Origin of the sequence: Devosia sp. (assembly GCF_025809055.1) — a bacterium.
Classification (GTDB): Bacteria; Pseudomonadota; Alphaproteobacteria; order Rhizobiales; family Devosiaceae; genus Devosia.
The window spans coordinates 1,373,649-1,387,549 of sequence record NZ_CP075529.1 but is presented as its reverse complement, the minus strand read 5'-3'; the positions used below and the strand labels follow the sequence as shown (position 1 = coordinate 1,387,549).

Sequence of the window (13,901 nt, the reverse complement as noted above, 5' to 3'; positions counted from 1 at the left end):
CGGCCAGGAAAGAGGCGGGCCACCGCTGGGTGGCCCGCCGGACGTTTGATTACTGGGCCTGGAAGGCGGCCAGCACTTCGGCGGACTTCTCGGCCGGCTGCGGGATCAGGCCGGCGGCTTCGAGGATACCGCCGGTGCCCGAAACGCCTTCCGACAGGAAGTACTCGGTGTATTCGGCCAGGCCGGGGATGACGCCGAGGTGCTCGCCCTTGACGTAGAAGAACAGCGGGCGGCTGACCGGGTATTCACCCGAGGCAACGGTGTCGAGCGACGGGGTGATGCCATCGACGGTCGCGACCTTGAGGGTGTCCTTGTTCTGGTCGTAGAACGACAGACCAAACACGCCAACGGTGTTGGGATCGGCGGTGAGGCGAGCCAGGGTCTCGGTGTAGTCACCGGCGATTTCCACCACGACGTCCTGACGGAAGGTGGTTTCAACGGCTTCGATTTCTTCGTCCGAGAGGCCTTCGGGCAGTTCGGCGGCTTCGGCGCCCGGGGTCACGACGCGTTCCTGGAACACTTCGCGGGTGCCGTGGTTGGAGCCGGGAATGGCCAGGGCGATCGGCTGGGCCGGAAGGGCGGGGTCGATCTGGTCCCAGGAGGTATAGGGGTTGTCGACGAGTTCGCCGTCGACCGGCACCTTGGCGGCAATGGCCTTGAATACCTGGACCGGGGTCAGGGCAAAGTCGGCGCCGGCAGCCGAGGAGGCGAAGACGATGCCGTCGAAGCCGAACTGGATTTCACGGATGTCGGTCACGCCATTGGCCGTGCAGGCCTCGCGTTCGCTGTCGCGCATCGGGCGGGACGCATTGGCGATGTCGATGGTGTTGTCGCCCACGCCTTCGCAGAACTGGCGGAAACCGCCGCCGGTGCCGCCGGAGCCGACGACCGGGGTCTTGAATTCGGGGAAGGTGGCGCCGAATTCTTCGGCCACGATGGAGGCGAAGGGCAGCACGGTGGACGAGCCGGCAATCTGGATGGTGTCGCGCGACTGGGCAAAGGCGGCATTGGTGCCGAACGCAGCGAGAGCGATGACAGCGGCACTGGCGTAGAGTGCGGTCTTCATGGAAGTTCCCTTTCGGAATTCATTTGCAAACATGGCCAGCCATTTCCTTGGGCCGCCCTGAGACGTGGCAGACCATAGGAGCGCCCGACGACGGTTTTATTGCAGTTCAATGACTGGTTTGTGACAGGCTAAGGTACTGTAATGAAACGCTAAGTTCGACAACATTGGCGCGGAGCCTGTGCCTGCCCGCAGCCGCTGTCAAAAAACTGCAATGCGGCCCGCAGACTCGGGCCAACAGGCCCCGCAGGAGCCCACAGCGCGGCGATGAGCAGCGTCGACGGCCAATTGAGCCACTAGCTCCATTGCCTCCTCCACCTCCGGGAAGAGGGTCGGGGTGAGGGGTGTTTCGATGGAATCCTAGCGCAGCAGCGGCCGGACCTCGGCCTGCACTTTTCGCATGAGCGGCAGGAATTGCGCGATCATGCGCGATGTCGGCGAGCGGGCCGATTGGGCGCCGATATTGAGGGCACCGACGACATGGCCGGATGCATTGTGCAGCGGTACGGCGATGGAGCACAGCCCCAGTTCGAGTTCCTGGTCGATCACCGCAAACCCCTGTGCGGCGACTACGGCCAGCTCCGTCAGCAGATCGGTCATGCTGGATCGCGTGTGACTGGTATAGGCGATGAGGTTGGATCGCTGCAGGATTGCATGGGCTTCCTCGCTCGGCAGCGCCGCCAGCAGGGTTCGGCCCATCGACGTGCAATAGGCCGGCAGGCGCGCGCCGGGCGCCAGGTTGATCGACATGACGCGGCGGGTCGAGGCGCGGGCGACATAGAGGATGTCTGTGCCGTCGAGGACGGCGGCCGAAGTGCTTTCACTGGTGGCCGCCGACAATTGTTCGAGGAACGGCTGGATCAGCCGGGGCAGGGGCGTGCCGGCCAGGTAGGAATGTCCCAGCTTCAGCACCCGGGGCGTCAACTGGAAGAACTTGCCGTCATATGTGGCGTAGCCAAGATGAGTAAGGGTCAACAGGCAACGCCGCGCCGTGGCGCGTTCGAGCCCGGTACGCAGGGCAACATCAGTAATCGACATGCGCGCATGTTCTTCATCGAAACACTCGATGACCGAAAGGCCACGGATCAGGCCATGGATGATGTCGCCGTCCCGCATGTTCGTTTCCCGCACTCCGTTCGCCTTACGAACAGATTAGCCCCTCGTTCATCCGGGTAGAAGGGCAAGCGGCCGGCTTATGCCCACGATCCCGCGCCCGGCTGTCCGCCGTATAGCTGATGCCAAGGCCAGGCCGCCGGCGCTGCGAAGGTGGAGGGGTAGAACGCAAGCGCAAAGGTCTTTGCCACCGCCCCTGACCCTGCTATGAGGCGGGCGGGGGCCTATAGCTCAATGGTTAGAGCCGACCGCTCATAACGGTCTGGTTCCAGGTTCGAGTCCTGGTGGGCCCACCAATTTCCCCTTCTCATGACGCGACCAGAAATACCTGAGTCGATTTTTCGCAAGAAAAACAATGGACGACCAGAATTTTTGAGTCGCAGCGCCCAAGAGGCCGGAATCGGTGAAGTGTCAGCGTTTCCGGCCTGATCTCGCCTAGGGACGCTGCCATTTGTCTGCTAATGACCTTGAGGCGGACCAACGGCACATCAATTTAATAATTGAGAGCGTGGTTTGGGCTGGGATTGACCGGCGCCACCTCAATCGGAACGTCAGATGCCTCGCCCCACCTTACCAGATGTTTTAGAGCGCATGTCCACAGACGAGCGAGCGGAAAAGGCAAAGCTCAAGATCAAACAAGTCGTGGCCCGGATCAGCGGCCTGTTGGCGTTGGCGGAGAGCAACGCCTTGATCGTCTATTCTCCATTGCTCTCCGGCCAAATCCCCCCATCCACCGCCGGACATGCCTTCAACGTCTTTCAGAGAGCGATGCATGGATTCGAGATCGTCCAGCTATGCGCCCTTTGGGACAAGCCGGACTACACTCTGGCCCACAACAGCATTCCAACGGTTCATGCGCTGATCGACCGCGACGACGTTGTAGAAAGACTGGTGGCCGATGTGCGAAATTTCTGGCCGGATCGGACCGCATCGGAGTCCTCGTCTCGAACCGAGTTCGCCAACTACAATGCCAAGATGCGACAGGAAGAAGCCGGCAAGGCCCTTGCGGTGCTGACCTCCCTGCGGAAATCGGTACCTGACACGCTTGAGTCCGACTTGGTGGGTTCGGTTCGCAATCTTCGCGACAGGGACTTGGCCCACGCCTTGGAGAGAACGCGCGCCGAGGACAAGACGACCGTGGCGCCGATGAAGTACGGGGATGAAAAAGAGCTGCTCGCAATCACGACCCAAGTGATGGAAGACCTCTACCTCTGGATAACCGGCACCAATTTCGACCTGGAGGAAAACCGTAAACTCCAACGTGAGAGGGCGGAAGCGCTATGGGGCAACTGCAACTTCTCGATCCTAGGTAGGTGATGGTCGCCTAGCGGCGGCCAAGTGCAGCAGGAAATCCGCGCCAGGGTTTCATTGATCGCCGACTTCACTTAGCGCTCCGTTCCCACCGGCGTCGCGGAACACGATGCTCAACAGTCTGGAATTCCACTCGGCGCGTTCTGGTTCAGGAGTCCAAGGCCGTCGCATCTGTTTCCCAACCCTGCGGTGGTGCTTTCCTGCTGTACGCGCCGCACTGATCCTTGAACGGGCAGCTAGGATTCTCTGGACGCTCGAACCAGATCCAGGCACCGCAAGAGCCGCTATCGAATGTCAGATTTCCTACGGGGCTGACATAGCGATGCAGCACGCGACCATCCACCATACCGCACATCTGGAAGACCGGTTCGTCCTTTAGAGTTGCGTTCAAGTGGTGGAAAATTGCTCCCAGAAAGCTGTTCACCTGCTCGAAAAGTTCGAAGAACCATGCGAACACGTTGGGGATCGTGAGTGGGGCCGCCCCCTCCTTCATTCCGTAGTGGCTATACCGCACCACATCCGACCCTTCATCGAGATGCACATGCCCGGTGTCGAGATGGGTGAGATCGTCCCGCAGCCGCTGCAATCGCCCATACCACGTAGCGCCAACGAGTTGGGCCTTTAGTTCATCCGGGAACGTTCCTTGCATTCGATGTGGCTTCTGGAAAGTCTTGCGGGTCGAATCCTGGAATCCTTTCGTCCCTGGGCCATAAACTGCGCGGAGGACCTTCACGGTGCAGTCGATAGATGAATAGAGCTCTAGGATCGCGGCTTCTATTATCGTGGCCAACTCCCGGGCATGTTCTGCCGGGGTGAAACCGTTCTTGTTGAGCTGATCTATGTCGCGTCTGAGATTAGGTCTCAGCCGCTCAGCAAGACGAACAAGCCTTATCGCCTTGTCGAAATGCGCGCGAACGCCGGTCAATGCGCGTTGATCGCGGCTGGCGAATTCGTACGTCGGCGACCAGAACTTGTGGAACTTGTCTATCTGTCCCCACCGGTCTGGGGCGAACATGATCCATGCCCGGGCAATGCTAGACAATATTTCCTCCGCGGCGCAGATGTGGTCATGCATAGTGGGTGGCGAAAACCCCACCTTATCAAGTGGCGGTCATCGCGTCCTGTCTTGCGATCGCAGTGTCGATGGAAGCTGAGGTTCTATTGGGCATTTTGGAATGCCGAATTTTGACCGCTGGCGGACGACTGACGGCCCCAAGGAGCTGCAATCGGTGTTTCGACGTTGCCGCACGAGACGAGGATAGCTGTTGGAAGCCGTCACCCGCATCGAAAAAATCCGCAGCGACTACCTGGCTGGTGTCGGACGCGCCTGGGCTGGCCTAGAGCGCCAGCTCTTGCTCGAACTGGTTCGCTCCCTAGATGAAACGGCTTTCGCATTTCATGTGGCGCCCAACGGGGCGGAATTGCTGGAACAGGATACCGCCCGAAACCTAATGATGTTGGGGGCGAGCACCGCTCTGGCACCACTGTTGACGCTGCTCCGTGATGACCCGGGGGGCGTCCCATGGGCGCCGTCGGATTCCCGACTCGCCCGCCTTGCCGACGATCACCTGATCGAATGCGGCAAGTTCTCGGTGGTGCATCGGTTGGCCTCGCTCGAACGCTACGGACTAGCGGAAATCAGTTTCCCGTCCCCCGACAAACTCGTCATCGAAGTCGAGGACGACGGACCGGAGGCCGGGGAGCGAGCCGAAGGGGGCTGGCTAGGCGCGCAGCAACGCCTGCGGCTCGCTAAGCTGGAGAGCGGTCTGGTGGCGAAGAAGGAGATCATCGGACGACGAATCGGCAGCTACACCACTGCTGCGGGAGGCTGGTCCATAGCCTACGACCCCGACGACGAAACGTTTGGGTACCATCGCGACCTTGCGGAAGTATTCGCCGCGGGCACCGCCGAGTTGGATAGCCTACCCCCAGCATCCATGATCGGAGGCCGCAGTTTCGATGAATGGAACGGTGTATCGGTCGAGGCATACGGGAAGGTGCTTCATCATATCGCCTGCGCAACCAAGCTGAAGTCGCAGCAGCCCCGGCTGAACCTGAGAAATCTTCTCACCGTCTTCTCCCGGAAGGAGGATATCCATGAACTTTGGGGCGGAGGGACCAAGGGTCGCCAAGTGCTGGATCTGCTCGGGCTGGATGCGGACGCGGCGGCGCGTCTCGACCGGAATCATGAGATTCCCATACCGTACTATATCGACTTCGGGCGCGACTTCGTTCTGCTGCCGATGTTCGGGGCGCTGATGAACCCGATTGCCGGCATGACCGGTCAGCTCCGTCATTTGCATCGTCGTGACTGGGACAGGTCGTTGAATGCCCGCGAGGCGGTGTTCAGGACGGATCTGGCCGAGGAGTTGGGCTCCGAGCGATACTTCGTGCCTGGGCACGGGTTCAATCTGCAGAAGGATGACGGGTCCGATCTGACCGACGTGGACGCCGCGGTCGTAGACAGGAAAACGGGGGAACTCTGTCTCATCCAATTGAAATGGCCGGACATATACGGGCGATCATTGGCGGAACGCGAAAGTCGCCGCACCAATCTCGTGAAGGCCAACGAATGGGTTGAGCGCGTTCACCGTTGGATCGCAGGCAGGAACTCCGCAGATGTCTGTAAGGCGCTCCATCTCGCGCACGGCAGCGACCGCCCCGTATCGCTGATGGTCCTCACGCGCCACGTCGCCGATTTCGTGGCGACGCGAACCTTCGACCGCCGCGCCATCTGGACGAGTTGGCCGCGGCTCGCGAGGACGGTGTCCGAGAACCGCGACGATAACTTCCTCGCGGCCCTTGTTCGGAGAGCGGATCGCCCGGCTGCGAGGCACTGGAAAACAGTCGTCAACGAATACCGTTTTCCCGGTCTGTCCGTCGAAGTCAGGGTGAGTTGAGGTACCGAGGGCAATTCCGCGCCCGAGAGATATCAGGTACGGACCAGTCGTGCTTCGGCGACATTTGTGTCCTCTCACTTGGCTTGCGGGACCTTGATCTCCTTCGCTGCGGCGAGGCGAAGGAATTCGAGTTCCACCAGCCCTACCCGATGTACGCTTGCGGCCAGAGCGCTGGCGTCGTGCTGGGCCTTCATGTCCTTGATGTCGCCGAGCCAGAAATACTCCCGCCCCTTGCTGTCGGTGAAGATGAAATCGTCGCCGTCCTTCTTCGCCCTCACGGATTTCGCGTCAGGATCGGCTTCGAACTTGACGACCTGGGTGCTGCCGGGCTTCCCGCTGATGATCAGCGGGGTTCCTGCCGACAGATCCCGTTCCTTCACCACCAGGTTGAACTCCTTCGTTGCTGCCTCCCCTGTCTGGAACGGGAAGCCCGTCGCTCCCGCAAGGCGCACGCTGTCGCATCTCGGCTGCATACACACCAGATAGTTGGCGCCCAGATCATCGTAGTTCGGCTTCTCGGCCTCGTTCTTCGGGCCTCTAACCTTGAGGACGGACCCGAGCGTCAACGTAGGGAGCCAACCTTGCGGCAACCGGGTTCGCCCGTAAGCCTCTCGCTTGAAGGCGCTCAGCCTTGCGAACTCGATCTGCCTCTGCCATGCGTCCGCGGCGCTTGCGTAGAATACTTCCCCGACGTTGTGTCCGCCGAGACCACCTTCGGCGGCGGTGCCGTCCGCTTTTGTCAGCTTGTCCTTGGTCGCCTTCAGCTTGGCGAATCCACCGACAACGAACTCCTTGACGATTTCCGGCGAGGCCTCGGCGCCGCCCTTCACGAACTTATGGGAGACGCTCTTGACGTCCACCCATGAATTCAGAACGTCCGAACCGATCTGGCCGTCAAGCCGCTCATCGACCGCTATCGCATTCTGCAGCTCGCCCAGGAGCAGGTTGATCGCGAACTCCACGGCCTCGTCGGGATCGACTAGTGTCGACCGGTGGGCCAGATAGGCGCCGTCCAGTTCCTCGCCGAACACCGCCACGACGTGGTGGGCGGATCGTCTCACGGCGGAGATGGAGTGCAAGGCGAAACTGGTCAGCAGACCGGCGGAGAGGTGCACGAACTCCTTGAGAAGGCGTTCGGGCAGGTCCTGTTCGCTCACCTTCTCGACGTCGTCATCCCCGATCGACTGGGGTTTACTCAGCACACAGATGCGGACGTTGGCGCCGACGATCGCCACCCCCGACAGGGTAAATTTGTCGGCCAGCTCCGGGACGGCGACGATCTGATCGAACAGTTCCTTCGCGATCACGGAGACGCCGTTCTGGGACGTGTAGACGGACAGCAGGCGTAGCCTGCCATTGCCCGAGATGTCGTCCTTGAGTATCGCGATGATGATCTCCACGGCCTTCACCGAGGAATTGTTCTCCAGCAGCCAGTCCACGACCACCACGTCGGCGTGCTTGGCTGCGTTCGTCGCCAACGACACCATGTTCTCGCCGGGCTCCGGCCTATAAAGCCCGCAGATGATCTCCCTCTCCGAGAAGGCATCGGTCAGGAGCTTGGCATTCAAGCTGCCTGCTGCGCTGTGCAGGGGGGCATTTTGTTTCCCGGCTTCGGGCACGGGCTCGACGGCGGGTACCTCATCCGACTCGGGCTGCGCCGCAGCGGAGGCCGGTTCTTGTTTCAGCACGCCGGCAGGCTTGCGCACTGCGACCTTCGGCTCGGTCGACGGTGCCGGGACGGCTCGCATCTCCGCCTCGTTGTCGATGACGACGGCAGTCTGCAGGAACCGTCGCACCCCCGACAACCGATAGTCCTGAAACGCGTTGGCGGCCTGAGCCATCTTGTACTCCCCCGATTATTCCCTTGGACCGATCGCGAACTGCGGTCTGACGTTCTCGCCCGCTGCCTGCAATGTTAGGTCCAGGCCGTTCGAGCGCAGCGCCTGACGCGCGATGAACAGCCCCATTCCCCGTCCGCCTATCTTCTCCGTAGCGCCGAATTCGAAGATGCGGTCCGCGATGCGCAACGGGATGCCGGGGCCGCTGTTGGAGATGAGAAATAGATCCTCGTCCGCATCGAGAAGGATTTCGCGTTCCCCGCCCGGCACGGTCGTGATCCAGTGGATGGCGTTGTCCACGATGTTCACGAAGCTTGGCAGGATGATGGGAGGCAAAGCCAGTATCACCTTGCTGCGGAACGCCGGCGTGGCCACCAACTTGATGTCGTGGCGGCGGAGCCGGTCGTTGAACACCTCGAAAAGATAGTTCCGTATCTCCTCGCCCGAGAGTTCCACGGGCTTCCTGTGTAGTCTCCGACTCAAGGGCGTGAACAAGGTGAGGTAACTATCGAGATGATCGAAGCCATCGCTCAGGTCGTCCCGTATCTCACGGATTTCGGACGTTCCATACGCCCAGGGTTGCAACTGGGCGATGGCCGTGCGGATTCGTTTCACCGTATTGGCGAATTCATGCTGGACGATCCCGATCGCCATGCCGGATTGTGCCAACTCCGAGTACATGTCCAACTGCTCTTCCAAGGCATCGGCACGACTTTCCAATGCGGCGGTCGTCGCGTCGAGGGTTCCGCCTTCCGCGACCGCCCCTGTGAGTGACACCAGTTGTTCGCCGAGTGCTTCGAGCAGGTCCCGGGCATCCTTGGCGATAACGTCCGCCCGATTCTCCCATCCCCGCTGTAGATGGGTCAAATCCGACTCCGACATGTCGGAGATATCGGTCCGACCGACTTCGGCGAAAATCAGGTCGAACCCGGATGCCATGCGCTCCAGGGCCTTTCTCGCCATTGTGTCGACCTGCTGCGACAGACCCGTCGTACGTTCGAGGACTTGGCGACGGAGACGGGTGGCCTCGTTCTCGGTCGACGATCGACGCTGCTCCAACGATGTGATGAGCCGACGACGCCGATCGACGTCGATCTCGTTGACAGCCGCAACCTCGCTGATCCTCTCCTCGACCTGCACGAGCAGAGGCATGACCACTTCCCGTCTGATCCGCTCGGAATTCTGCTGATACGCGTTCCAATCCGAGGTCAGCGACTTGTTCATCCCGAGCGCGCGCGGTTTGACCACTGTGATGGACTTTTCGAGCGCTGCGACGGCGCGCCTCGCATCCGCCTCGGCGTTGATGAGCGCGTCGGCGGCTGCTTCGGGACTTTTGATCGTCGCCACTGCCGATAGGCGCTCTTCCGTCATCGCGCGGATGCGCTCGGCTTCCCGGGTAGGGTCGCCCTTCTCGATGGATGTGAAGAAGGTATCGAGTTCGGTCTTGAATTCCGCCTGGCGTTCCTTTGTCTTGGTCGCCCTCTTGGCCAGCAGCTTGGCCTCCTGGTTGATCTCCGCCTTGATCGAGTTGAATTCGGACCCGAACTGCGAAGTGGGGCGGAAGAAGTCGATGGCGAGCCGCTCGAAGAAATTTTCCAGCATACTGGTCATCTCCCGATAGGCACGGTTCGCTCTGAAGCCTTCGCGTCCCGCCTTCTCGACCAGATTGCTGTTTCGCGAATGGGTGAGTTCGACGGCGCCGAAAATGCGCCGGTACGAGAAGAACCAATCCTGCGCCGACTTCGTGCGCCGCCGTTCGATACCGACGAAATCGAAGTCGGAGTTGCCGTAGGGCAATATTCTTATGTTGTCCCTGTACACGTACAGGCCACCGATCTTGTTGAGCTTGCCGCTCAGCCGAGCCCATTCGTCCGGTGGAACCCGCGAGTCCTTCAGCGATCCTTGTAGATAAGCGAAACGGAGGCGGAACGGGCCGCACTCGGTCGGACGTCCTGTGGAGTCCGGCCATACGATGGTGTGCTGCCGTGCCGGCTGGCCGTACACCGACACGGTGCCGGTGAATTGGCCGAATTCGTCGAACTCGCCGTCGATGTGGTGGTCGGCGGAGTCGAACTCGGCGGGCGTGAAGAACGCCGACCCGCCGATGAGGTCGCGGCTGACCCCGTCCTCGCGATGATCCCAGAATTGCGCGGATATCGGTGGCTCGCCGCCTTGCGGCATCATGGTGTTGCCGAAGCCGAGGAGCATCTTCTCCAACGGAGTGGCCTCCGAGCCGGCGTCGTCGGATTGCTCTATGTCGTCCGCCAGCACCGGGTTCGTCGGACGGATGAAGAAGTGCGTGCCGAAGTCGTCGCCGGCCAGTGTCGGTCCGTCGATCTGAGCGTAGACGGAGCCCGGGTCGAAGTCGGCCATGTCGAGTTCCGACAACAACCGCTTTCCTATGTCACCGGGTATTCGATCGCCCAATTGCCAGATGTTGGCGCGGATGCGGTCGGCAAGGCCCGTCACCACGCCGAGATCCGGCAGTTTCCCACCCTCCAGCTCGACGACCGGCACTTCGATGGCCTCGAGGTCCAATCCCGGGATTTCGAATAGGCCCCATTGTATGAGGCTGACGACAAGTGATCCCAAACCGCTGGGACGAACGGAGCGCGTGAGCACCAGCACTTGGGGTCCGATAGCGGCGATCGCCAGCCGTCCGATACCTTTCTCGCCGGTAATGGCGCGCGCGGTCGCATTGCGAGGTCCGGTCCACGGCTGCTTACCCGGGTCGTTCGCACCGACCTTGCTCTCGGTGCCGAGGGTCAGCCACCGACCCTCGAAATCCTCCAGCGTCATGCCGATGCCGTCGTCGCGGAGGATGAAGAGTTCGTCCGCGCGAAAATAGTCGACCCGAACGTTGTCGGCATAGGCGTCGTGGGCGTTCTTGAAGAGCTCGTGGACCGCTGTTGGAATGCCCGCGATCTGCTGGCGCCCCAGCATGTCGACCGCCCTGGCGCGAACCTTGATGCGTGCCATTATGCGGACGCTCCGAAAAGTATGTTGGAGAACACTCGCCCCGGGGCTGCGCCTCTATCCCTCGCCTGCGTCATTGTTTTCTTATTCGGCCCATATCCTTTTGTACCCTAAACTAAGCTGAAAATTCTTACACAACTTATTACTCCAATGGGCGCGATCATTGTCGCCGGGTTGCTGTTGCCTTTCAGCGAACTCGTCCAGCGGAGGAAATCCGGGGATCCGCAAAAAATTCGGATCGACCTCGGCGTCAACGAAGACCAGGCTTGGGCATGTCCCGAGCACCGAGCCTACGACGAGTTGACGCCGTCCTGAATTCCCACCTGCAGCACGCTTGGCGTCGCGCCGGCATCGAACGGCTCGACCCGTATCTCAGCATCGAGCGGGAGCAGCGCGTCTTCACGTTGATCTGCGGATGCGATCCGACTCCGCAAGGCAAATACTTCACGTGGCTTTCGGCCTGGCGCCGACGCTGGTGGACCGACTACGGTCTGCGAACCTGTTGCGGCATGGCCGAGATGGACCGATTATCCTCGGGCTTGCGGCATTTCCACGATGTGCGTCCGCATCTTCCTATGGAGATGCGCGATATCAACCGTCTCGAGACGGTCGACGAACTGCTTTGCGCCGAAAACCGCCTCACAGTGCTCGGTGCGAGGAGCCTGAGGAAGGCGGAACGCGACCAGGCATATGCAGAGAGTGAACTGCTGTTCGACGACGAACACTGGAAGCTGGTCCGTCTCAAGAGCCAGGCGGCGGCCCGCTGGTGGGGAATGGGGACTCGTTGGTGCACATCGGCGCGCTTCAACAATCAATTCGAGCTTTACGCGAGGAGAGGACCGCTGATGGTGTTGATGACGCCATCCGACAGATACCAGCTCGCCGTCGGGAGCGGGGAATTCAGGAACTCATCCGATGCCCAAGCCAATATTGAGGTGGTTCTGAGGGGAGCGCCTGCGGCGTTGCGGTGGATGGTGGCGGATTGTCTTTCCCGCGCGTAACGCCCCCATCGCCCTGCCGGGGCGGGATCTTCTCAAAATCCAGGGGCCGCATGATAGTCGGGATAGTCCTGCCGTCATCACATGAGAGCATGAGAACAGGGATCACGCCGGGCATTGGGCAACAGCGAGGGTCATTCGAGCCCGGTCAGGCTAAGGTAGATCGTTGGGCGCCTAACGTGGCTCCGTGCTGCAAGTCATCGCGCCAATTCGTTCAGGATCGCTTGGACGACGTCTTCGAGCCGGTCGTGCTCCCAGAACCTCAGGACCCGCCAGCCCTGCTCAGTCAGAAGCGCTGTAGTTTCCGTGTCCCGTTGTTTGTTCTGCTCCAACTTGGCTGCCCACCAGCCATCGTTGGACCTGGGGATCGTCTTGTGCAGGGCGCATCCATGCCAGAAGCAGCCGTCGACGAATACGGCGATCCGCTTCCTGGGAAAGGCTATGTCAATCGATCGGCGCGGGCGACCCGGCACCGGGTAGTGCTTGCGGTAGCGCACGTCCGAGGAGAACAGGGCCTTTCGCACCGCCAGCTCGACCTGCGTATCGCTCGTGCGCTGCCGCCGCATCCGAGCCGAGACGCCGGCGTTCGCCGGCGGCGGTGGTTCGATCGTCAACGCTGCGAGGCCTTCAGGGCCGCCCTGAAGGCCGGAACGAATGCCTTGATCATCTCCGGCGGCACGGCGTTGCCGATCTGCCTTGCGATGTCGCTGTCATTCCCCCTGAATTCGTAATCGTTGGGAAAGCTTTGTAGGCGCGCGGCCTCGCGCAGGGTGATGGCGCGATGTTGCTCGGGATGGGCGAAACGACCGCGCGTGATGTCCGTGCATCCCGTGGTCAGCGTTGGCGCGACGTCCTGCCAGGCCATGCGACCGTACACGTCGGAGAACGACCTGGGCTTGCCGACATGGCAACGGAGCTCGAGATGAGCGGGAAGGCTGGATCGACTACCACCGTCCGCGGGAATGTGCCTGAGGCGCTCGACCGCTATCGATTGATGAGTGCGGGCCCTGTGCAGCGCATCCTCGGCACTGGCCTGTCCTGATTCCAGTCTTTCGAGATCCGCTATGGCACGGAATACGGTCTTTCTCGGCATCGTCATGTCCAGGGAGACGAACGTATCGACGGCGTCCCGGGTTCTGGCCGCCAGCATGATGCAACGGCGTCGCCGCTGGGGCACCCCGAAATCCGCCGCATCCCTCAGGAGCGGATCGGAGACGACATAACCCAGTTCATCGAGTTTCGTCCTCACCTGCGCCACGATGGATGCATAGGTCGGCGTCGCCAACCCAGGGACGTTCTCGAAGAACACCATGGCAGGCTTCAGCCGTTCCGCGACCGCCAGAGCCCTGACGATGAGCTGTTCGCGCTCGTCGTCGCCGCGATGCCGGTTCTGGCTGCTGAACGGCTGGCAGGGGGCACAGATGACGAGCAGATCGACGGTTCGCCCACGCACGGCGGACGCGATGCGATCGATGGTGTCATCCAGCCGGATATCGCCGTCGACCAACTTAGTGCGGGCGTGATTGGCACGATACGTGGCGGCGGCCACGGGATCGTTGTCGCAAGCAGCCAATACGCGCCATCGGGCGCTGCGCAAACCCTGCGTCACCCCGCCCGACCCGCAGAAGATATCGACCGCAGTTGGCATACTCACCTCGGGCGCGGGAGTATAGCACAACGGAACGACTGGCAAGCCGGCGCG

General features: G+C 61.4%; 10 protein-coding genes and 1 tRNA gene. 4 read left to right on the top strand and 7 right to left on the bottom strand.

The window, feature by feature from the left end:
* Positions 1 to 49 precede the first annotated feature (49 nt).
* Together KIT02_RS06780 and KIT02_RS06775 are read right to left on the bottom strand one after the other, a co-directional pair.
* A complete protein-coding gene (locus KIT02_RS06780) occupies positions 50 to 1,066 on the bottom strand; it encodes a substrate-binding domain-containing protein (protein WP_297583954.1) in 1,017 nt (338 codons plus the stop codon).
* 357 nt (positions 1,067 to 1,423) lie between these two features.
* Positions 1,424 to 2,179 (bottom strand): IclR family transcriptional regulator C-terminal domain-containing protein, encoded by a 756-nt coding sequence (locus tag KIT02_RS06775; protein ID WP_297583953.1) that lies wholly within the window; start codon positions 2,177 to 2,179, stop codon positions 1,424 to 1,426.
* Positions 2,180 to 2,396: 217 nt separating this feature from the next.
* On the opposite strand from KIT02_RS06775, the gene KIT02_RS06770 reads away from it, so the two are divergent.
* Positions 2,397 to 2,472, top strand: a tRNA-Ile gene (locus KIT02_RS06770).
* A 259-nt stretch (positions 2,473 to 2,731) separates the two neighbouring features.
* Complete coding sequence (locus KIT02_RS06765) at positions 2,732 to 3,493, top strand: hypothetical protein (protein WP_297583951.1); 762 nt, start codon at positions 2,732 to 2,734, stop codon at positions 3,491 to 3,493.
* 142 nt (positions 3,494 to 3,635) lie between these two features.
* Here KIT02_RS06765 and KIT02_RS06760 read toward each other — a convergent pair whose 3' ends face one another.
* Positions 3,636 to 4,529: a hypothetical protein gene (locus KIT02_RS06760; RefSeq protein ID WP_297583950.1), complete on the bottom strand. Its 894-nt coding sequence runs from the start codon at positions 4,527 to 4,529 to the stop codon at positions 3,636 to 3,638.
* 223 nt (positions 4,530 to 4,752) lie between these two features.
* On the opposite strand from KIT02_RS06760, the gene KIT02_RS06755 reads away from it, so the two are divergent.
* Positions 4,753 to 6,387, top strand: a complete 1,635-nt coding sequence (locus KIT02_RS06755) for a hypothetical protein (RefSeq protein WP_297583948.1) — start codon at positions 4,753 to 4,755, stop codon at positions 6,385 to 6,387.
* A 74-nt stretch (positions 6,388 to 6,461) separates the two neighbouring features.
* Here the strand turns inward: KIT02_RS06755 and KIT02_RS06750 are convergent, their stop codons facing one another.
* Positions 6,462 to 8,228 (bottom strand): response regulator receiver domain, encoded by a 1,767-nt coding sequence (locus tag KIT02_RS06750; RefSeq protein WP_198874880.1) that lies wholly within the window; start codon positions 8,226 to 8,228, stop codon positions 6,462 to 6,464.
* 15 nt (positions 8,229 to 8,243) lie between these two features.
* Entirely contained in the window at positions 8,244 to 11,204 is a 2,961-nt protein-coding gene (locus KIT02_RS06745; protein WP_198874879.1) for an ATP-binding protein, read from the bottom strand.
* A gap of 263 nt (positions 11,205 to 11,467) precedes the next feature.
* On the opposite strand from KIT02_RS06745, the gene KIT02_RS06740 reads away from it, so the two are divergent.
* A complete protein-coding gene (locus tag KIT02_RS06740) occupies positions 11,468 to 12,202 on the top strand; it encodes a hypothetical protein (protein ID WP_198874878.1) in 735 nt (244 codons plus the stop codon).
* Positions 12,203 to 12,396: 194 nt separating this feature from the next.
* Here the strand turns inward: KIT02_RS06740 and KIT02_RS06735 are convergent, their stop codons facing one another.
* Positions 12,397 to 12,813 carry a very short patch repair endonuclease gene (locus tag KIT02_RS06735; protein ID WP_297583943.1) on the bottom strand — a complete coding sequence of 139 codons (417 nt, stop codon included), beginning with the start codon at positions 12,811 to 12,813 and terminating at the stop codon, positions 12,397 to 12,399.
* Entirely contained in the window at positions 12,810 to 13,847 is a 1,038-nt protein-coding gene (locus tag KIT02_RS06730) for a DNA cytosine methyltransferase (RefSeq protein WP_297583941.1), read from the bottom strand. The genes KIT02_RS06735 and KIT02_RS06730 overlap by 4 nt, the downstream gene beginning before the upstream one ends.
* Positions 13,848 to 13,901: the final 54 nt, after the last annotated feature.